The following is a 20,077-nucleotide window of genomic DNA, read 5'->3' as shown; positions in this document are numbered from 1 at the left end:
AGTAGTTGAGTCATCTCTCACAGGTGACACGACAGTGAACTTCTGGTGGTCCCCGGGTTTTGGTTGACGTTGCTGGTGGCCGAATTAAGCGGTTTTGACAGGGTTTGTCTGCACAAGTTTGACGCCGAAATGAATAGCATGGTCATAGCGGAGCACTGTAAACAGGGCATACCTTCTCTTAAAGGCTTGTCATTCCCTGCGTCGCAGATGATGTGCGGGTTTCAACAATATTTGAATCAACACATTATGATCTGCATAGATGATGTGCATTCACAGCCAGTCAAACTCATCGCTGTTCGTCAAGCTGAAGCCCTCCCAGAGCCTGACCAATGCTTGGGGCTTTCATGGATGCCTCCTGCAAGTTATCTAAAGATGCTCAAAGCGCTGGATGTGAAGTCGGTGCTGGTGATTGCGATTTTTCAGGACAACAAGCTGTGGGGATCGATTAACTGTCATAGTTTTACCAGCAAGCCATTGTCTTCGAGCATTCGTGATGTCAGTTTTAATCTGGTTCAGATGGCAACACAGCGATTGTTCTTACTCACTACCCAAGAGCAGAATCTTTTCCAGCAGCGAGTGATGGATAGTCGGCAAGTCTTATCTGACAAACGTGAGCGGCTGACAGAGCCGGCAGAAATGTTTGCTGATTATGCTGCTGACTGGTGTGAGTTATTTTGTGCATCTGGCGTTGTGCTAGTTTTTGATGATGATGTTTTCAGGCATGGAAACTCGCCAGCAAATCAACCGCTAGAGAAAATAATCAGCGGGTTGGGTGAGCAGAAAAAGGCATGTTTTTACACGGAGTCACTAGGCAACCTGTTTCCTGAGATTGCTGAACAGCTTGTCGATTGCTGCGGCCTGCTTGCGATATCGCTGCCTTATGACCATCATCGTCCCGGCTGGTTATTGCTATTCAGACCAGAGGCCACCATCGAGTTCAAATGGGCCGTCAAGCCTGAACACCTCACCGAGAAAAACGCCAGTCAGTCTGAACAATCATCGTACTGGTCAGAAATTGTTCGGGGCGAGAGTCAGCCATGGACGCCAATAGAGCGTCAGGCAGCGATGGACCTAGGCGAAGATCTGGCAGTTGTGATTGCGGTGCATCAAATCAGCAAGCTTAATCAACGATTTTCGGAGACTAATCAACGGCTGGAACAATTGGCGCATACCGATACCCTGACTCAAATATGGAACCGCTATCGCATGGAGCTGGCCATTGATGCAGAAGTGGCTGCATCCTCGCGCTATGGCAGGCCCTGCAGTTTATTGTTGTTTGACATCGATCACTTCAAGCAAATCAACGATAACTTTGGTCATGATGTTGGTGATGCTGTGCTGGCGGGTATTGCCTGGGAAGTGAAAACACTGCTCAGAGCCAGTGACCATCTGGGCCGCTGGGGTGGTGAAGAGTTTATTGTACTGGCCTCCAACACGGATCTTGCTGAGGCGGAAAAGCTGGCAGAACGGCTTTGCCGACATATTTACGCACTTGAGCTGGAAACTGTCGGTCGGATCTCTGTCAGTATTGGAGTTACCGAATGGCAAACCGGTGATATGAGACGCGACATTGTTGAACGTGCTGATAAAGCAATGTACGAAGCCAAGGAAACCGGCCGTAATCGTTGGCTCAGTAATAGAAAACGTTGAATCTCAAGCCGGCTTACCTATGCTCGAAGTTTAAATGCCATTAGCCAGTCAGCAGGGGATCCTGATTGCTCGTACTTCGGCAATCAGGGACAATATCCTGTTTTTAACGAACGCTCTCACCCAGAAGACCCCCTTTGATGTCAGATGCCATAACTCAACAAGTCAACAAACGCCGCACCTTTGCCATTATCTCTCACCCTGATGCCGGTAAGACCACGCTGACCGAAAAACTGTTGCTGTTTGGCGGCGCTATTCAGATGGCCGGTAGTGTCAAGTCACGCAAAACCGACAAGCATGCGACCTCTGACTGGATGGAAATGGAGAAAGAACGGGGCATTTCGGTGACCTCATCGGTGATGCAGTTTCCCTACAAAGGGCGGGTTGTTAACCTGTTGGATACCCCCGGCCACGCTGATTTTTCCGAGGATACCTACCGGACATTGACCGCGGTCGACTCCGCTTTGATGGTCATTGACAGCGCCAAAGGTGTTGAGGAACGTACCATCAAACTGATGGAAGTCTGCAGACTGCGAGATACACCGATTCTGACTTTCATCAACAAACTGGATCGTGAAGGCCGCGAACCTCTGGAGTTGCTTGATGAAGTCGAGCGTATTCTCAACATCCGTTGTGCTCCGATGACCTGGCCTATCGGCATGGGGAAAGGCTTCAAAGGCATTTTTCATCTTTATCACGACAGTGTTCGCTTGTTCGAACCCCATAGTAAGGATGAGGGAGAGTTGATTCAGGGACTGGATAACCCACGTCTGGATGAGTTGTTCGGAGCGATGGCACAGGATCTGCGCGATGAAATTGAATTGGTGCGTGGTGCCAGTGATGAGTTTGATTTAGAAGCTTTCCTGGCAGGAGAAATGACACCGGTATTTTTTGGTTCTGCCATGAACAATTTTGGTGTCACTGAGCTGATGGATGCCTATGTCGAGTATGCGCCCGCGCCACAACCTCGCCAGACCAAAACCCGTGATGTCAGCCCTGATGAGGATGTGTTTTCCGGATTTGTGTTTAAGATTCAGGCCAATATGGATCCGAAACATCGAGATCGAATTGCCTTTATGCGGGTCTGTAGTGGTCATTACACCAAAGGCATGAAATTACATCAAAGCCGGATTGGCAAAGATGTGACCATTGCCAATGCCGTGACGTTTATGGCCGCTGAGCGTGAACAGGCGGAAGAAGCCTGGCCGGGAGATATTCTGGGCTTGCACAACCACGGCACTATCCAGATTGGCGATACCTTTACTCAGGGCGAATCCTTGCAATTTACCGGTATTCCCTATTTTGCACCGGAATTATTCCGCCGGGTCAGACTCAAGGATCCGCTGAAAAACAAGGCCTTGCTCAAAGGTCTGCAGCAGCTGAGTGAAGAGGGCGCGACGCAGCTGTTCCGGCCACTGGACAATAACGACTTGATCCTCGGCGCCGTGGGGGTGTTGCAGTTTGACGTGGTGGTACATAGGCTCAAGGGCGAATATGGCGTCGAATGCGCCTATGAGCCGGTACAGGTTCATACAGCACGCTGGGTCTATTGCGATGATGATCGCAAGTTGGAAGAGTTTAAACGCAAGGCTTCGCTTAACCTGGCGCTGGATGGTGCTGGCAACCTGACCTATATTGCGCCAAGCCGGGTTAACCTTGATTTGACAATGGAGCGCTGGCCTGACATTGACTTCCGGGCAACGCGCGAGCATTTGTAAAAGGCTTGTCAGTCCCCGCTGGCTCAAGCAGAATAGCCTGAAGCTTCTTGCATAGGGGAAGGCTGATGAAAGTCAGATCCATTACCAAAAACAAAGGCAAACCGGTTATCGGTCTGGCACCGGAAGATACGCTGGACAAGGCGGTCAGCCTGATGATGGAGCATCGGATTGGTTCTTTGGTGGTCACACAAAATGGCAAGTTGATAGGCATTTTGTCTGAGCGAGATCTGCTGACGGTGCTGAACCAGAAGCATCCTATGTGGTCACCGATGACCGCGGCTGACGCCATGACGCCCGACCCATACACATGCCACCCAGACAACACGCTTGAAGTCATGAACATGATGGTCGACCATAATGTTCGGCACTTACCGGTGGTGTATCAGGGAAAGCTGGAAGGGATGTTGTCTATCACTGATGTGGTGGAAGAGCTGCTGCAAAAAGCCAAGTTTGAAAACGAGTTACTGAAAAACTACATTCAGAACTGGCCAGATGCCGGGCAGGTGTAACAGAGCCCTAGAGTCTCTCGCCGGAATCACCTTGTTCAATTTGTAGCTGGTTATCGCGCGCAAAATCCATTAGAAACTCAAACAACATTTCATTTTCATCTCGCAGTACCGCATCAACGACAACACATTTGACACCTTCAATGCTGGCCAGCCTGACCCGAGGATGAAAGCGAATACGACGTCCCGGGCCGTAACTGGCCACTGCACCGCACAGCCGCTCTGCCCAGTCACTGGGACGAAATTTGCCACCCTCCTGCGTAATACCTTTGATCAGAATTTTCTGGGTTGATGACATCAATGACTCATTGCAAGCAGTGTAGGTGGCACATTTTACGATGGATGCCCCGTACTACAGCAAGACATCGATAAAATAAATTCAGTTTCAGTGATTTAGGTCGCCTGTAAAAACCCGTATAATCCACCGATTTACTAGCGATTATTTGGGATTTTGTGTGGCTGACTATAAACAGACTTTAAATCTACCTGCAACCGACTTTCCGATGAAAGCGGGATTGCCCAATCAGGAACCCCGGATTTTAAAGCGCTGGCAGGACATTAATCTCTACCATCAGATGCGTGAGCAGGGCAAAGGTCGCCCGGCTTTTATCCTGCATGACGGACCACCGTATGCCAATGGTGATATTCATATCGGCCATGCGGTTAACAAGATCCTCAAAGACATCATTCTCAAATCAAAAACCTTGAGTGGTTTTGATACGCCTTATGTACCCGGTTGGGACTGTCACGGTCTACCGATTGAACTCAATGTCGAAAAGAAAGTGGGTAAACCGGGTGTTAAAGTCAGCCCTGCCGAATTTCGTAAAGCCTGTCGTGAATATGCGGCCAAGCAGGTGGATGGACAGCGTGAAGATTTCAAACGCCTTGGTGTGCTTGCCGATTGGGACAATCCCTATCTGACCATGGATTTTCATTTCGAGGCTGACATCATTCGCACCTTGGGGGAGATCATCGACCGAGGACACTTGCATAAAGGCGTCAAGCCGGTGCACTGGTGTGTGGATTGTGGATCGGCACTCGCAGAAGCGGAAGTTGAATACGAAGACAAGCAATCACCCGCCATTGATGTTCGCTTCAAAGCGGTGGACAACGGTGCCTTTGAAGCGTTATTCGACAATCAAGGCCAGGGTGACATCAGTGTCGCAATCTGGACTACAACACCTTGGACCTTGCCAGCCAATCAGGCGGTGTGTCTGCACCCAGAGTTGGATTATGTGCTGTTGCAATGTGCCGATGAGCGATTAGTGCTGGCAGAAGCACTGTACGAAAAAGCGCTGGAACGCTATCAACTGCAAGCTGAATTGATTGGACGTTGCAAAGGCGCTGCGCTTGAAGGTCTGCTGCTGCAACATCCATTTTATGATCGGCAAGTGCCGGTGATTCTGGGCGACCATGTCACCACGGATGCCGGTACTGGTGCAGTGCATACTGCGCCAGGTCATGGTCAGGATGACTATGTGGTGGGCCTGAAGTATCAACTGGAAGTGGATAATCCGGTGGGTGGTAATGGTGTGTTTTTGCCGGATACGCCGTTGTTTGCCGGTGAGTCGGTATTCAAGGCCAATCCGATGGTGATTGACGTGCTGCGCGAGCGTGATGCCTTGCTCTGTCATGTCGACATTCAGCACAGTTATCCGCATTGCTGGCGTCATAAAACACCGATTATTTTTCGGGCGACGCCGCAGTGGTTTATCAGCATGGATCAAAATGCACTTCGTCCAGCGGCAATGCAGGCGATTGCGGCAACGCAATGGATGCCTGACTGGGGTCAAAAGCGAATTGAAAACATGGTGTCAGGCCGTCCTGACTGGTGTATTTCCAGACAGCGTACCTGGGGCGTACCGATTCCTTTGTTTGTGCATAAAATCAGCGGTCAATTACATCCCAATACTGCAGAACTGATCGAAAAAGTAGCACTGGCAGTTGAAGAACAGGGCATTGATGCCTGGTTTGATATGCCTGCAGAACAGCTGCTTGGCGGCGAAGCGGTTGATTATGACAAGGTCACGGATACGCTCGATGTCTGGTTTGACTCGGGTGTTTCGCATGCCTGCGTGCTGAAGCGCCGCGAACAATTGCAGTGGCCGGCAGATTTATATCTGGAAGGCAGTGACCAGCACCGTGGCTGGTTCCAGTCATCCTTGCTGACTTCTGTGGCCGCCAATGGTGAAGCCCCATATAAGTCCGTGTTGACGCATGGCTTTACCGTGGATGCGCAGGGCAAGAAGATGTCCAAATCCAAGGGCAATGTGGTGGCACCGCAAAAAGTGGTCAACAATCTGGGCGCCGATATTATTCGCCTCTGGGTGGCTGCCACTGATTACAGTGCCGAAATGAGCGTCTCGGATGAGATCCTCAAGCGCACGGCTGACTCTTATCGACGTATTCGCAATACCGCCAGATACCTGCTGTCGAATCTCAATGACTTTGATCCGGCAACGGATCTGGTTGATACAGCGCAACTATTGCCATTGGATCGCTGGGCATTGGATCGTGCCTGGCAGTTACAACAAGAGCTTATCAGCGCTTACGATAAATATCAGTTCCATCTGATTTATCAAAAAATTCATAATTTCTGTGCCAATGAGCTGGGCAGTATTTATCTGGATATCACCAAGGATCGTCAGTACACGATGCAGACTGACAGCCTGGGCCGACGTTCTTCGCAAACCGTGATGTATCACATCATTGAAGCAATGTGTCGCTGGATTGCACCGATACTTAGTTTTACCGCAGACGAGTTATGGGCTTATCTGCCGGGCCAGCGCAATGACTCCGTGTTGTTGAATACCTGGTATTCAGCGCTGCAACCACTTGCTGAAGATTCAGCATATGATCGCCATTTCTGGCAGCAATTATTCGCGGTGCGCGAACAGGTCGCCAAAGAACTGGAAACGGCGCGTAATGCGGGTCATATCAAAGGCGGGTTGACAGCAGAAGTCGACATTCATGCAGGAGCAGAACTCTATCAGACACTGACAAAAGCAGGGGATGAGCTGAAGTTTGTGCTGATCGTCTCTGAGGTGAGGCTGCACGAGAATAGTTCAGCCGAGACCGTCACAATTGAAATCAACAGCAGTGCCCATGCGCGCTGTGAACGCTGCTGGCATCAACGTGCTGATGTCGGACAGCATGCCGAGCACCCAGAGCTGTGTGGTCGTTGTGTTGACAATGTTGAGGGTGCTGGCGAACAACGTCAGTTTGCCTGATAGCGGAGCAGATATGATGAAATGGTTATGGCTGACCGCCCTGGTAATCGTGCTGGATCAGGCAAGTAAATGGCTGATGTCGGCCTGGCTGGATTTATATCAGTCAGTTGCTGTGTTGCCGTTTTTTAATCTGACGCTGGCCCATAACAGCGGTGCGGCGTTTAGTTTTTTGGCAAACGCAGGCGGCTGGCAGCGCTGGTTTTTTATCGTGTTGGCACTGACGGTGAGTCTGGTGTTATTGATTTGGCTGTCCAGGCTCAAAGCCAGTGCCCGTATGGAAGCGGCGGCGCTCAGTTTGATCATGGGGGGAGCGCTCGGCAACGTCATTGATCGCTTCATTCATGGCTATGTAGTGGATTTTCTGGATTTTCACGCGGCAGGCTATCACTGGCCGGCATTTAATGTGGCGGACATGGCTATCTTCATCGGTGCGGCATTGCTGATCATCGACAGTCTTCGCAAACCATCGGAGCATTCATGAATTTTTGTGACTTGGCAGTCAGCGGTGTCGCTGATCTCAGACCTTATGTGCCCGGCAAACCCATAGAAGAGCTGCAGCGCCAGTATGGCGTTCGAGATGTCATCAAATTGGCCTCAAATGAAAATCCCTTGGGCCCGAGCAAAGCGGCATTGGCGGCCGTGGCTTTAAACAGCCGTGAACTGAGCCGTTATCCCGATGGTAATGGCTTTACGCTCAAGACCGCTTTATCGGAAAAATTTCAGCTGCAAGCTGAACAGATCACGCTCGGTAACGGCTCGAACGATATTTTGGAAATCATCGCGCGCTGTTTTGTCAGGCCACAGGATGAGGTGCTGTTTTCAGAGCATGCCTTTGCGATATACGCGCTGGTCACTCAGGCGATTGGTGCAACAGCAGTGGTCACCCCAGCGTTAAATTTTGGTCATGATCTGCAAGCGATGCTGGCTGCAGTGACGGAGCGCACCAAACTCATTTTTATTGCCAATCCTAACAATCCCACCGGCACATTTTTGAGTGCTAGCGATTTGTATCAGTTTCTGCAACAGCTGCCATCAAACGTGCTGGTGGTTTTAGATGAAGCCTATGTGGAATACAACAGCGAACCCAGTGCATCGTTTGACTGGCTGGCACAGTTTTCCAATCTGATAGTGACTCGAACCTTTTCCAAAGCTTATGGCCTGGCTGGGCTGCGGGTTGGTTTTGCCGTGTCAGATCCGGTTATCACTGATCTGCTTAACCGCGTGCGTCAGCCTTTTAATGTCAACAACCTGGCACTGGCAGCCGCAGTTGCCTCATTGGGCGATGAAGACTACCTGATAGAAAGTCGCGCTGTGAATACGGCCGGTATGCAGCAGTTTGAACAGGGATTCAAACAATTAGGTCTGGAGTGGATTCCTTCCAGCGGCAATTTTATTACTGTCAATGTCGCGCGATCTGCAGCCGATGTTTATGAAGCACTGCTGCAGCGTGGCGTGATTGTCAGACCTATCGCAGCTTATGGTTTACCTCAGCATCTGCGGATCAGTATTGGTCTTGAAGCAGAAAATGCGCGTTGTCTCCAGGCACTGGCTGAGGTGCTTGAGTCATGATCGATAAGCTCGCCATTATTGGCGTAGGGTTGATTGGTGGTTCACTGGCGCTTGCGTTAAAACAAGCTGGTGCTGTCAACCATGTGGTGGGCTATGCCCGTTCTGACTTGACGCGTCAGGAAGCGCTGGCTCTAGGCATTATTGATGAAGCGACCGACTCTTTAGCAGACGCTGTGCGCCATGCTGATTTGGTGTTTGTGGCAGTACCGATGGGCGCGATGTCAGCCGTATTTGAAGAAATGGCTCCCCATTTGTCCGCGCATACCGTCGTGACTGATGGTGGCAGTGCCAAGGCGCAGGTAGTCGATGCGGCCCGGACTGCCATGCGCCAACAGATGCCTAATTTTGTTCCGGGACATCCTATTGCCGGTACCGAGAAAAGTGGTCCTTCGGCTGCTTTTGCCGAACTCTATCAGCAACATCGTGTTGTGTTGACGCCGGTTGATGAAACCAGTGCTGAAGCTGTTCGTCTGGTCGAAAAAGTCTGGCAGACCGCCGGAGCCGAGGTGTTTTGCATGGGGGTTGAGCAACATGACTTGTTGTTGGCAGCCACCAGTCACTTGCCGCACCTGCTGGCATTTAACCTGGTTGGCATGTTGGCACAACGTGATGATTGTGACGAAGTTCTGAGGTATGCCGCAGGCGGTTTTCGTGATTTTTCCCGAATTGCATCCAGTGATGCCGTGATGTGGCGTGATATATGTCTTGGCAATCAGCAGGCAATTCTGGAGCTGATGAAGCAGTATCGGCAAGGTCTTGACCAAATTGAACAAGCCATTCGTTCGGGCGACGGCGACTATCTGATTGATGTTTTTATCCGTGCCAAGAAAGCGCGGGATAGTCGTTTTGCTGAACCCGGCCTCATCGACAACAGCGAAGTATGAATTTTATGACAATGGAGATGTGGCAAGCGTGAGCAGTCAGATCAATCAACAATATCGAGTTACTGCGGGCGGTAGTTTGTCTGGCAGCATTCGGGTACCAGGCGACAAATCAATTTCACACCGATCAATCATGCTCGGCGCATTGGCCGAGGGAACCACAGAGGTTACCGGATTTCTTGAAGGTGAAGATGCGCTGGCGACCTTGGCAGCATTTCGCGCCATGGGCGTAGATATTGAAGGGCCAGATAAAGGCAAAGTCACCATTCACGGTGTGGGCATGCATGGTCTGAAAGCACCCGAGCATGACTTGTATGTGGGTAACTCGGGCACTTCTATCCGTCTGCTAAGTGGCTTGCTGGCGGGCCAGTCCTTTGATGTCACGATGACCGGAGATCAATCACTTTCCGGCAGACCGATGCGCCGTGTGACGGATCCGCTGGCGCTGATGGGTGCCAACATTGAAAGTCATGATGGCAAACCGCCTTTGACGATTCACGGCGTCACAGATCTCAAGGCAATTGATTATCCTCTGCCAATGGCCAGTGCTCAGGTCAAGTCGTGTTTGTTGCTTGCGGGCATGTACGCGCAGGGAAAAACCTCGGTGACCGAGCCTGCACCGACTCGCGATCACACAGAGCGCATGCTGACGGGCATGGGTTATCCGGTAGAAGTGAATGGCAATCAAATCAGTATCGTTGGCGGTGGCACACTCAAAGCAACGCAGATAGATGTGCCTGCGGATATTTCTTCAGCGACTTTTTTCATGGTCGGAGCCAGTATTGCGCCTGGTTCAGATATCACCTTGCTACATGTTGGCATCAACCCGACGCGCATTGGTGTGATTAACATTCTCCGGCTGATGGGCGCGGATATCAGTCTTGCTAATGAGCGAATCACCGGCGGTGAACCGGTAGCGGATATCCGAGTTCGCTATGCACCGCTGAAAGGCATCAATATTCCTGAGGAACAAGTGCCACTGGCAATTGATGAGTTTCCGGCGCTGTTTATCGCAGCGGCCTGTGCTGAGGGAGAGACTCTGTTGACCGGTGCCGAAGAGTTACGAGTCAAGGAAAGCGATCGAATTCAAGTGATGGCCGATGGTCTTCAGGCGCTCGGCGTGGATGCAAAGCCCACTGCTGATGGCATCAGAATCACAGGTGGCAAAATTGGAGCCGGTGAAGTTCATAGTCACAGTGATCATCGTATTGCGATGTCGTTTGCCATGGCAGCCTTGCGTGCCGAGGGCACGATTGTGATTCATGATACTGCCAACGTTGCCACCTCATTTCCGGGCTTCGTTGAACTTGCAGCAAGTTGTGGACTGCATATTGAGCTGAATCATGACTGATATCCCGGTACTGACAATTGACGGACCAAGCGGTTCTGGTAAAGGTACTTTGGCTCAGCGCATGGCGATGCACCTTGGTTGGCATTATCTGGATAGTGGAGCCATTTACAGGGTGTTGGCTCAAGCCGCATTAAAACATCAACTGCCGCTGGATGATGCTGAAGCTTTGGCACAGTTGGCAGCCCATCTGGATGTGGAGTTTGTGCTGCGAGATCAGCAATTGCAGGTCTGGCTGGAAGGTGAGGAGGTCAGTCTGAAGATTCGCAGTGAGCAGGCAGGCAATGCTGCTTCCAAGGTGGCTGCTTTACCCGCCGTTCGCCAGGCCTTGCTTCAACGCCAGCGCGATTTTCGTCAGGCACCGGGCCTGGTGACCGATGGACGTGATATGGGCACCGTGGTGTTTCCGGATGCCAACTTCAAAGTATTTCTGACGGCCAGTGCTGAGGTCAGAGCTGAGCGTCGCTATAAGCAGTTGAAAGAAAAAGGAATTGAGAGTAACCTCTCCGATCTCATTGCAGAAATTTCCGAACGGGACCAACGGGATACAGAGCGCAGTGTCGCGCCATTGAAGGCGGCTAACGATGCTTTGCTGCTGGATTCTACCTTATTGGAAATCGATGCAGTCTTTTCGGCAGTTTGCGACTTTGTGCGCTGATTGTCATTTTTGGGGCTTGTCCGGATTGGCCGGGCGAGTTTTTTTAACTACCTGCTAACAAGCGGGTCTAACAGGGCGATTCGGTTCGCAACGAACAGAATCAAGGATATTACTAATGAGCGAAAGCTTTGCTGAACTCTTTGAAGAGAGTCTAAACGCTACCCCAATGCAACCAGGCAAGATTGTCACCGGCACGGTGGTCAATGTCGGTCCTGACGTGGTGATGGTTAATGCGGGTCTGAAATCCGAAGGTGCGATTCCAGTTTCTGAATTCCTGAACGAAAAAGGTGAAATTACTGTTTCGGTCGGTGATCTGGTCGATGTTTCACTGGAAACACTGGAAGACGGATTTGGTGCAACCCAACTGTCACGTGAAAAAGCCAAGGCTGCTGAAGCCTGGATTCGTCTGGAACACGCATACGAAGCCAATGAAACAGTGGTGGGTATGATTTCTGGTAAGGTCAAGGGTGGCTTCACTGTTGAACTTGAGAATATTCGTGCATTCCTGCCGGGTTCACTGGTTGATGTACGCCCAATCCGCGATACCAGCCATCTGGAAGGCAAGGATCTGGAATTCAAACTGATCAAACTTGACCGTCCACGCAACAATATTGTTGTGTCTCGCCGCGCAATTCTTGAGAAAGAAAACAGTGCAGAACGTGAAGCATTGCTGGAAACTCTGGAAGAAGGCAAAACCGTCAAGGGTATCGTCAAAAACCTCACCGACTACGGTGCGTTTGTTGACCTCGGCGGCATTGATGGTCTGTTGCACATCACCGATATGGCATGGAAACGTGTCAAACATCCGTCTGAAGTGGTTGCAATCGGCGACGAGATCGAAGTTCAGGTACTGAAATTCGATAAAGAGCGTGAGCGTGTATCGCTGGGTCTGAAACAAATGGGCGATGACCCATGGAAAGATATTGCCCGTCGTTACCCGAACAGCACACGTCTGCACGGTAAAGTCACAAACATCGCTGACTACGGTTGCTTTGTTGAAATTGAAGATGGTGTTGAAGGTTTGGTTCACATGTCTGAAATGGACTGGACCAACAAGAACGTTCACCCATCTAAACTGGTTTCACTGGGTGATGAAGTTGAAGTCATGGTGCTGGATATCGACGCAGAACGCCGTCGTATTTCACTGGGCATCAAGCAATGCCAGACCAATCCTTGGGAAGAGTTTGCAATGACTCACAACAAGGGTGACAAAGTCAAAGGTGGCATCAAATCAATCACTGATTTCGGTATCTTCATCGGTCTGGATGGCAACATCGATGGTCTGATCCATCTGTCTGACATTTCCTGGGAAGAAGATAACGAAGAAATCATTCGTGACTTCAAGAAAGGCGACGAAGTTGAAGCTGTAGTGTTGGCAATTGATCCAGAGCGTGAGCGTATTTCTCTGGGCATCAAGCAACTGCAGGACGATCCTTTCTCAGCTTACCTTGCCGACAATCCACGCGGTAGCATCGTGACTGGTAAAGTCACTGCTGTTGACGCACGTGGTGCGACGGTTGAGCTGGCTGAAGGCGTTGAAGGCTATATCCGAGTTGCCGATATCTCACGTGAACGCGTTGAAGATGCCAGCAAGGTATTGGCTGTCGGCGAAGAAGTCGAAGCGAAATTTACAGGTATCTCTCGTAAAGATCGTACGCTGACACTGTCAATCAAGGCCAAGGATGATCAGGAAGAATCAGAAGCTGTCAAAGAGTACAGCAATGTTTCTGCTGGTAGCACCACACTTGGCGACCTGCTGAAAGAGCAAATGGATCAGAAAGACAGCTAAGGCCAGTCATCTGAAGGAGCACCCGACTGCTTGGTCGGGTGCTCATTTTTTCTCTGAAAGTTAATGGAATGACATGAACATGTCGCCATGGATGATGGCGCTTCATTTCCAGGATAAATGATAAAAATGACAAAATCTGATTTGATAGAAATCCTCTCCGAAAAACAATCTCTATTGAATTATCGTGATGTTGAACTGGCGGTGAAGTTAATTCTTGAACAAATGAGTGAGAGTCTGTCACGTGGTGACAGAATCGAAATCAGGGGATTTGGCAGTTTCACGCTGCATCATCGTCCACCACGTGTTGGTCGTAATCCAAAAAGTGGTGAGTCTGTGAAACTAGAAGAAAAGTATGTACCTCATTTCAAGCCTGGTAAGGAGTTGCGTGATCGCGTCAACGAATCAGCAGGTTTCTAGAATTGAATGAAAATAAGCCTTGAAGCCGTTCTGTCGCGATATCACATTCGCAGTTATTCAGACGGCTTCATTGTTATTCAGACACCCGAAAATCAAATACAGCAAGTTTCCTTTCCTTTATTTATCACCCCAGACATTCTAATCACAGGTCGCGATGTGCCGGAGCTCGGCAAATTCGACAGCGAACAGTCACGGATCCTGCAAACTCTTCAGCTAGAAGTCTTGCTGGTGGTGGATGACTCGCTCGATTTTCGGCAGAAAACTGACTTCAATCGAAGTCTCGCTGCGATTGCTATCAGTGCCGAGTGGATGACATTGGGGCCGGCATGTCGGACATTTAATCTGCTCCTGCAAGACCAACGAAAAGTGGCACTTTTAGTCAATTCCCATAAATAAAGTAGTTGATATGCGGCTATTGCCCTGTCTATCAGGAACGGAGAGATTCGGGCGGGCACGTTTAACTTCATGATTTTTAAATAGATAGGGGACTTGTTGTACAGCAGGTAGTCCTGTCAAACTTGACCGTACAAAGGCATATCAGGAAAATCCTTGTACGCACTCGCTAGGGCATTTGGCATATCCGCTTGGTGATATGCAGTGGTTATTGATCCAGATCAATACTTCCAAAGCCAACAAGCCTGTCATTTTGATGTAAAATTCGACGGTAGCTTACGAGGGTGCGATGAAACGAGTCCTGCTTCTTGCCTCAGACGTAAGTCCGTAAGAGTTGAGAGAAATTATTCACGTTAAGAAGGTGTGGTCGCTATGCAAGCGGAACAACAACAATATAACTACGACGTGGTGAAATGGTTTGCCTATATGGCGGTCATTTACCTGGTAATTGGCACAGGTATCGGGGTGATGATTGCATCACAACTTGCCTGGCCTGTGATGAACTTTGATAACCCCTACATCAGCTTTGGTCGGCTCAGACCTTTGCACACTAACGTGGTGATATTTGCGTTTGGTGGCTCGACGCTGATGGCGACTGCTTTCTACGTTGTCCAGCGGACTTCAGGCGTCAGAATCTGGAGTGACAAGATGGCCTGGTTCACCTTCTGGGGCTGGAATCTGGTCATGTTGGGTGCCGTGATTACATTGCCACTGGGTCTGACTCAATCTAAAGAGTATGCCGAACTGGAATGGCCGCTTGATATCCTGATTGCGGTTGTCTGGTTGGCCTTTACCATCAACTTCATCATGACGCTGACCACACGCAAAGTGTCACATATCTACGTCGCTAACTGGTTCTTCCTGGCGATGATGATCATGATCACCTACCTGCACGTCATTAACAGCCTCGCTATTCCAGTCGAGCTGTGGAAGTCATACTCGATCTTCTCTGGCGTTCAGGATGCGATGATTCAGTGGTGGTATGGTCATAATGCCGTAGGTTTCTTCCTGACGGCCGGCTTCCTGGGCATCATGTATTACTTCGTCCCTAAACAGGCGAACCGACCAATCTACTCCTATCGTCTTTCAGTCATTCACTTCTGGGCGCTGGTGTTTGGTTATGTCTGGTTAGGTGCTCATCACCTTCAATACACAGCATTGCCTGATTGGACCGGCTCACTGGGTGCGGCAATCTCACTGGCGATGATTATTCCTTCGTGGGGTGGAGCGCTGAATGGTCTGTTTACCTTGAGTGGTGCGTGGGACAAATTACGTACTGACTATATTCTGCGCTTCCTGATCGTTTCCTTGGCGTTCTACGCAATGGCGACTTTCGAAGGCCCGATCATGTCCTCGAAAACAGTTAATGCCTTGTCTCACTATACTGACTGGACTATCGGTCACGTTCACTCCGGTGCACTTGGCTGGGTAGCCATGGTGTCTATCGGTGCGCTCTACCACATGGTAGAACGCATGTATGGCACAAAAATGTACTCGGTGAAACTGGTGAATCTGCATTTCTGGATGGCAACTATTGGTACGGCCATCTATATCACCGCCATGTGGGTCGCGGGCATCATGCAAGGTCTGATGTGGCGTGCATACGACGAGTACGGCAACCTTGCCTATACCTTCGTTGAGTCAGTCGTACAGATGCATCCTTACTATGTCATGCGTACTTTCGGTGGTCTGATTTTCTTCCTTGGAGCTGTTGTGATGCTGTTTAACGTGACTGTCACAATCCGCCGCGCGAAGGCAAATCCTTCGCCTGAAATGGCTACTGCTGCAAACATTTAAGGAGACTGAAATGGCGAATCCAAAGAGTAACAAACGCATCAGTCTGCAAGAGCGGCTGGAGCAAAATGTCTGGGGTCTGGTGTTGGCAACAGCACTGGTAGTATCAGTCGGCGGTATTGTTGAAATCGTACCGCTGTTCTACCTGGAAACAACATTTGAAGATCAGGTGTTTCCTGAGTACGAAGAGCTGCAGGGCGTCAGACCCTACACAGCACTTGAGTTAGCGGGTCGTGATATTTATCAGCGTGAAGGTTGTTATCTGTGTCATTCACAAATGATCCGACCTTTCCGTGACGAGAAAGATCGATACGGACACTATTCATTGGCGGTTGAGTCCAGATATGACCATCCTTTCCAATGGGGCTCTAAGCGTACCGGCCCTGACTTGGCGCGTGTTGGCGGCAAATACTCAGACGAGTGGCAGGCACAGCATCTTCGTGCTCCTCGCTCTGTCGTGCCTGACTCCATCATGCCTGCCTATCCATGGTTGGATAACCGAACTATTGATGGCGAAAGAATCGAACGACGTGTTAGAGCGATGCGTGTATTAGGTGTGCCATACACCGATGACGATATCAGAGGCGCTGCGGAAGCTGTCGATGGCAAAACAGAAATGGAAGCCCTGGTGGCATACCTGCAGGTGCTGGGCACTATGATTCAGTTTGAACCTGGCAGGGACTACCGTGAGTAAACTTGCCGAGTACTTTCATACTGACTGGGCAAACATGACCGCTACGGATTGGTTTGGTTTGCTGCTGACAATTGTCATATTTATTTTGATGTTTGGTATGTACTTCTGGGCATTGCGTCCGAAAAATAAAGAGAAACTAGAGTCTCACCGCACCATGCCATTGCATGATGACGAGACAGAAGCGGAGAACAAAGATGGCAGATAACAAGAATAACCCACATGAGGTATCAGATACTGGTCATGAGTGGGATGGTATCCGTGAACTGGAAAATCCGCCGCCGCGCTGGTGGACCATCTCACTGTACCTGAGTGGCTTGTTGGTACTGGTTTATTTCATACTTTATCCATCAATCCCGCTGGTGACTGGCAGTACCAAAGGGCTGTTGGGTTGGACACAGATAAAGGAATATCATCGCGGTCTTGAAGAAATTCAGGCAGTTCGGGCGCCCTTTGAGGAACGACTGGCTGAGATGACAGCGCAGGAAATCCTTGATGATGATGAAATGCGTAACTACGTCATTGCCTCAACCCGGGTACTGTATGGCGACAATTGTGCAGCGTGTCACGGCGTCGGCGGCCAACCAGTTCCAGGTTCAGGCTATCCGATTCTTAATAATGATGACTGGCTTTACGGTGGCACTATCGACAAGATTGTTGAAACGCTAGCCAAAGGGCGTGCCGGTATGATGCCTGCTCACGCCAACCTGCTGACGGAAGAAGAAACCGATAAATTGGTCAAATTTGTCATTGATGCTTCAAACGGTGAAGCGACAGAGGCGGGCTGGAAACTCTACAACGAGAAAGGCTGTTTCGCCTGTCACGGTGCTGATGCCAAAGGTAATCAAATGCTCGGAGCACCCAATCTGACAGACAGAATCTGGCGTTTCTCTGGTGAGCCTGACGAAGTTCGCAGAACCATCATGCACGGTGTTAATGATGCTAATGATCCTCGGACTCGTATTGCTATCATGCCGGGCTGGAACGAACGGCTGGCCGTCAAGCTGGAAGCGGAAGAATTTGGTGATGATCCAGAAGATTATTATGACGGCACTGAAACCGAGCGTCTGACGGAAACAGAAATCAAGAAACTGGCTGTTTATGTCCACCAGTTTGGCGGTGGACAGTAATCGGTACTCATAAACGCGTCATGTGAATATGATCAGGTAAGTACCATTAATGGGACAATCAACCAGGAGAATGTTATGGGATTAGATGCTGTTGTGATTGGTTCAATTGTTGGAGTGTTAATTACCATTCTTGTATTTGGCTACATCGCTTATGAAGTGGTCAAAAAAATGGATGAGACACAATCAGACGACTAATGTCCTTACTCAAAACTACGGAGAAACCGACCCTGGTCGGTTTTTCTGTATCTGATTGTTGTAAAAGTAAAAATTTTACTCCTGAAGTGCTATAATTCCATAGGTTAAGGCTTTGCGAGGCGACGTTTGTGACAGACCCTGAGAACAAGTCGAGTATCAGTACTATCGACATATACGAAGATGTTTCCGACTGGGATGTCAATGCAGGTGGCAACAAGGTAGTCGCCAAGCGCATGACAGGCCGTTTCCGAAAACTTAAATGGTTTGGGATGTCGGTCTGGCTGGTTTATTTTCTCGGCCCTTATGTTCGTTGGGATGGCCAGCAAGCAGTATTGTTTGACATTCCCAACAGGCAATTTCATTTTTTTAACGTGACTGTTTATCCGCAAGATATTTGGATGCTGTCATTGACCTTATTGTTTTTCGCTATTCTGCTGGCAGCGGTCACCAGCATCGCGGGTCGAGTTTTTTGTGGATATTTCTGTTTTCAGACGGTCTGGACTGATGTCTACACTTGGATCGAAACTCGCCTTGAAGGCGATACGCCACAGAAGGCCATGAAGTTCAAATCGGCACCACTGTCTGCCGAAAAAGTCGGCCGAATCACACTCAAGCATTCGCTTTGGCTGATCATTGCCATGCTCACAGGCTTGTCATTTGCTGCCTGGTTTACTGATGCCTTCCAGCTCTGGAAGGATTATTTCACGCTGCAGGCGGCTATGCCTGCCTGGATTGTGCTGGCAATGTTTACCGCCGGAACATACGTTTTTGCTGGTTTCATGCGTGAGCAGGTCTGTTTCTGGCTTTGTCCGTATGCACGTTTGCAGAGTGTGATGTATGACCAGGATACGCTGCTTCCAGCCTACGATGCTGAACGCGGCGAACCAAGAGGCAAGCTGAAGAAAGGACAGGTGGATAGTGCAAAGGGTAGTTGTATTGACTGCCGTATGTGCGTGGCCGTGTGTCCAACCGGTATCGATATTCGCAAAGGTCAGCAGGAGGGATGTATCACCTGCGGCATGTGTATAGATGCTTGTGACAGCATCATGGAAAAAACCAATCAACCGAAAGGTCTGGTTCGCTATGCGTCATACAAGGAGTTGCATCACAACCATGATTCAATTCCGGTGTTCAAGCGGCCTCGTGTAATGATTTATGGCTTAATCCTGATGATCTCCTTTGGTGGTGTTGTCTACGGATTCACACATCTCTCTCCGACAGAGTTTCAGGTGGTGCCAGAGCGCCAGCCGCTGTTTGTTCAGTTGAGCGATGGATCGATACAGAACAAGTACACACTGCGTTTGCTCAACAAAACACAACATCCTATAGAAGTGCAGTATCGAATCAGCGGTCTTGAAGGGGCGACTTTGCATGGACTGGATGATCTTGTGCATATCGAGCCCGGTCGAATTAATCAGCTGACCGCATTTGTCAGGCTTGAGGAAGATGCTGTCAATCAAGCAATCTCGCCGCTTATTTTTACAGCAGATGTTATCAATGGGCCGGATATTCAAATCCGTTACGAAAGTATGTTTATGGGACCGAATTGAGTTATCTGAATAATGAATATTTCGCAAAAAAACAGTGAAGCACTAAAGAACCCTTGGGTGTGGGCCGGACTGGCATTTTTATGCACGTTTGTGACCATGAATATCATCTTCATCTATCACGCGTTTTCTTCGCCACCCAACCTGGTTCTGGAAAACTTCTATGAGCGCGGCCGTACTTATGATGAGATGCAGGAACGCCTTGAGCGTGAGCGTGAATTGGGTTGGTCAGGCCTGATTATGGCACCCGTCGATAGTCAAACTGGCGTTGAGCAACGCTGGGAAGTGCTGATCCAGAATAAAGAGGGTGAAGCAGTGCAACTGGATACTGTTGAACTATTCGCCTACCGTCCATCCGATGCACGAGAAGACTTCTCAGTCAGTATGCACGCTGCAGAAAACGGTGTTTACGCTGCAGATATTAACTTCAATTTGCCAGGCAATTGGGACATTATCGTTGAAGCGCGTCGTGGTGAAGACGAGTTTGCCATTACACGCAGAATGTTCATCTCTCGCCAGGACTGAATTTCAACCTGCATCAGCGCAGTCATTTGTACTGCGCTG

At 49.7% G+C, this 20,077-nt stretch carries 19 protein-coding genes; 18 read left to right on the top strand and 1 reads right to left on the bottom strand.

Going from position 1 to position 20,077, the window contains the following annotated elements; translation table 11 throughout:
• Nucleotides 1-45: 45 nt before the first annotated feature.
• The 3 genes from MPL1_RS04455 to MPL1_RS04445 all read left to right on the top strand — a co-directional run bounded on the left by MPL1_RS04455 (nt 46) and on the right by MPL1_RS04445 (nt 3,874).
• On the top strand, nt 46-1,650 hold the full coding sequence (locus MPL1_RS04455) for a sensor domain-containing diguanylate cyclase (protein ID WP_083859204.1): 1,605 nt from the start codon (nt 46-48) through the stop codon (nt 1,648-1,650).
• A 137-nt stretch (nt 1,651-1,787) separates the two neighbouring features.
• Nucleotides 1,788-3,365, top strand: a complete 1,578-nt coding sequence (locus tag MPL1_RS04450; protein ID WP_009725934.1) for a peptide chain release factor 3 — start codon at nt 1,788-1,790, stop codon at nt 3,363-3,365.
• Between the two features lie 65 nt (nt 3,366-3,430).
• On the top strand, nt 3,431-3,874 hold the full coding sequence (locus tag MPL1_RS04445; RefSeq protein ID WP_009725933.1) for a CBS domain-containing protein: 444 nt from the start codon (nt 3,431-3,433) through the stop codon (nt 3,872-3,874).
• Between the two features lie 7 nt (nt 3,875-3,881).
• Here MPL1_RS04445 and MPL1_RS04440 read toward each other — a convergent pair whose 3' ends face one another.
• The gene (locus tag MPL1_RS04440) at nt 3,882-4,169 is read right to left on the bottom strand and encodes a DUF3579 domain-containing protein (protein WP_009725932.1); all 288 of its coding nucleotides are present in this window, start codon (nt 4,167-4,169) and stop codon (nt 3,882-3,884) included.
• 157 nt (nt 4,170-4,326) lie between these two features.
• Between MPL1_RS04440 and ileS the strand changes: the two genes are divergently transcribed.
• The 15 genes from ileS (at nt 4,327) to MPL1_RS04365 (ending at nt 20,038) form a co-directional block, all read left to right on the top strand.
• Nucleotides 4,327-7,101, top strand: coding sequence for an isoleucine--tRNA ligase (ileS, locus tag MPL1_RS04435; RefSeq protein WP_009725931.1), 2,775 nt, complete (start codon nt 4,327-4,329; stop codon nt 7,099-7,101).
• A 13-nt stretch (nt 7,102-7,114) separates the two neighbouring features.
• On the top strand, nt 7,115-7,582 hold the full coding sequence (gene lspA, locus MPL1_RS04430) for a signal peptidase II (RefSeq protein WP_040576875.1): 468 nt from the start codon (nt 7,115-7,117) through the stop codon (nt 7,580-7,582).
• Nucleotides 7,579-8,670, top strand: a complete 1,092-nt coding sequence (gene hisC / locus MPL1_RS04425; RefSeq protein WP_009725929.1) for a histidinol-phosphate transaminase — start codon at nt 7,579-7,581, stop codon at nt 8,668-8,670. The genes lspA and hisC overlap by 4 nt, the downstream gene beginning before the upstream one ends.
• Entirely contained in the window at nt 8,667-9,554 is an 888-nt protein-coding gene (locus MPL1_RS04420; RefSeq protein ID WP_009725928.1) for a prephenate dehydrogenase, read from the top strand. The genes hisC and MPL1_RS04420 overlap by 4 nt, the downstream gene beginning before the upstream one ends.
• 28 nt (nt 9,555-9,582) lie before the next feature.
• Entirely contained in the window at nt 9,583-10,902 is a 1,320-nt protein-coding gene (gene aroA / locus MPL1_RS04415) for a 3-phosphoshikimate 1-carboxyvinyltransferase (RefSeq protein ID WP_040576874.1), read from the top strand.
• Nucleotides 10,895-11,557 (top strand): (d)CMP kinase, encoded by a 663-nt coding sequence (gene cmk, locus MPL1_RS04410; protein ID WP_009725926.1) that lies wholly within the window; start codon nt 10,895-10,897, stop codon nt 11,555-11,557. The genes aroA and cmk overlap by 8 nt, the downstream gene beginning before the upstream one ends.
• Nucleotides 11,558-11,672: 115 nt before the next feature.
• Entirely contained in the window at nt 11,673-13,346 is a 1,674-nt protein-coding gene (rpsA, locus tag MPL1_RS04405; RefSeq protein WP_009725925.1) for a 30S ribosomal protein S1, read from the top strand.
• A 126-nt stretch (nt 13,347-13,472) separates the two neighbouring features.
• A complete protein-coding gene (locus MPL1_RS04400) occupies nt 13,473-13,763 on the top strand; it encodes an integration host factor subunit beta (protein ID WP_009725924.1) in 291 nt (96 codons plus the stop codon).
• Nucleotides 13,764-13,769: 6 nt separating this feature from the next.
• A complete protein-coding gene (locus MPL1_RS04395; protein WP_009725923.1) occupies nt 13,770-14,159 on the top strand; it encodes a hypothetical protein in 390 nt (129 codons plus the stop codon).
• A gap of 369 nt (nt 14,160-14,528) precedes the next feature.
• Nucleotides 14,529-15,953 (top strand): cytochrome-c oxidase, cbb3-type subunit I, encoded by a 1,425-nt coding sequence (gene ccoN / locus MPL1_RS04390; RefSeq protein ID WP_009725922.1) that lies wholly within the window; start codon nt 14,529-14,531, stop codon nt 15,951-15,953.
• Between the two features lie 10 nt (nt 15,954-15,963).
• Nucleotides 15,964-16,644, top strand: a complete 681-nt coding sequence (ccoO, locus tag MPL1_RS04385; RefSeq protein WP_009725921.1) for a cytochrome-c oxidase, cbb3-type subunit II — start codon at nt 15,964-15,966, stop codon at nt 16,642-16,644.
• Nucleotides 16,637-16,849: a cbb3-type cytochrome c oxidase subunit 3 gene (locus MPL1_RS04380; protein WP_009725920.1), complete on the top strand. Its 213-nt coding sequence runs from the start codon at nt 16,637-16,639 to the stop codon at nt 16,847-16,849. Before ccoO ends, MPL1_RS04380 begins: the two co-directional genes overlap by 8 nt.
• The gene (ccoP, locus tag MPL1_RS04375) at nt 16,839-17,771 is read left to right on the top strand and encodes a cytochrome-c oxidase, cbb3-type subunit III (RefSeq protein WP_009725919.1); all 933 of its coding nucleotides are present in this window, start codon (nt 16,839-16,841) and stop codon (nt 17,769-17,771) included. Before MPL1_RS04380 ends, ccoP begins: the two co-directional genes overlap by 11 nt.
• Before the next feature lie 323 nt (nt 17,772-18,094).
• The gene (ccoG, locus tag MPL1_RS04370) at nt 18,095-19,516 is read left to right on the top strand and encodes a cytochrome c oxidase accessory protein CcoG (RefSeq protein ID WP_009725917.1); all 1,422 of its coding nucleotides are present in this window, start codon (nt 18,095-18,097) and stop codon (nt 19,514-19,516) included.
• A gap of 12 nt (nt 19,517-19,528) precedes the next feature.
• Complete coding sequence (locus MPL1_RS04365; protein ID WP_009725916.1) at nt 19,529-20,038, top strand: FixH family protein; 510 nt, start codon at nt 19,529-19,531, stop codon at nt 20,036-20,038.
• Nucleotides 20,039-20,077 lie beyond the last annotated feature (39 nt).

Origin of the sequence: Methylophaga lonarensis MPL, from assembly GCF_000349205.1 — a bacterium.
Lineage (GTDB): Bacteria > Pseudomonadota > Gammaproteobacteria > Nitrosococcales > Methylophagaceae > Methylophaga > Methylophaga lonarensis.
Note: the sequence above shows the minus strand (reverse complement) of the source record. Positions and strands in the feature narration are given on the sequence as shown.

Excerpts from the sequence above, each read along its gene's own strand:
- MPL1_RS04450 (WP_009725934.1), top strand. The coding sequence starts at position 1,788 with ATGTCAGATGCCATAACTCAACAAGTCAACAAACGCCGCACCTTTGCC.
- MPL1_RS04445 (WP_009725933.1), top strand. The coding sequence starts at position 3,431 with ATGAAAGTCAGATCCATTACCAAAAACAAAGGCAAACCGGTTATCGGT.
- MPL1_RS04440 (WP_009725932.1), bottom strand. The coding sequence starts at position 4,169 with ATGTCATCAACCCAGAAAATTCTGATCAAAGGTATTACGCAGGAGGGT.
- lspA (WP_040576875.1), top strand. The coding sequence starts at position 7,115 with ATGATGAAATGGTTATGGCTGACCGCCCTGGTAATCGTGCTGGATCAG.
- hisC (WP_009725929.1), top strand. The coding sequence starts at position 7,579 with ATGAATTTTTGTGACTTGGCAGTCAGCGGTGTCGCTGATCTCAGACCT.
- MPL1_RS04420 (WP_009725928.1), top strand. The coding sequence starts at position 8,667 with ATGATCGATAAGCTCGCCATTATTGGCGTAGGGTTGATTGGTGGTTCA.
- cmk (WP_009725926.1), top strand. The coding sequence starts at position 10,895 with ATGACTGATATCCCGGTACTGACAATTGACGGACCAAGCGGTTCTGGT.
- rpsA (WP_009725925.1), top strand. The coding sequence starts at position 11,673 with ATGAGCGAAAGCTTTGCTGAACTCTTTGAAGAGAGTCTAAACGCTACC.
- MPL1_RS04400 (WP_009725924.1), top strand. The coding sequence starts at position 13,473 with ATGACAAAATCTGATTTGATAGAAATCCTCTCCGAAAAACAATCTCTA.
- MPL1_RS04395 (WP_009725923.1), top strand. The coding sequence starts at position 13,770 with ATGAAAATAAGCCTTGAAGCCGTTCTGTCGCGATATCACATTCGCAGT.
- ccoN (WP_009725922.1), top strand. The coding sequence starts at position 14,529 with ATGCAAGCGGAACAACAACAATATAACTACGACGTGGTGAAATGGTTT.
- ccoO (WP_009725921.1), top strand. The coding sequence starts at position 15,964 with ATGGCGAATCCAAAGAGTAACAAACGCATCAGTCTGCAAGAGCGGCTG.
- ccoP (WP_009725919.1), top strand. The coding sequence starts at position 16,839 with ATGGCAGATAACAAGAATAACCCACATGAGGTATCAGATACTGGTCAT.
- MPL1_RS04365 (WP_009725916.1), top strand. The coding sequence starts at position 19,529 with ATGAATATTTCGCAAAAAAACAGTGAAGCACTAAAGAACCCTTGGGTG.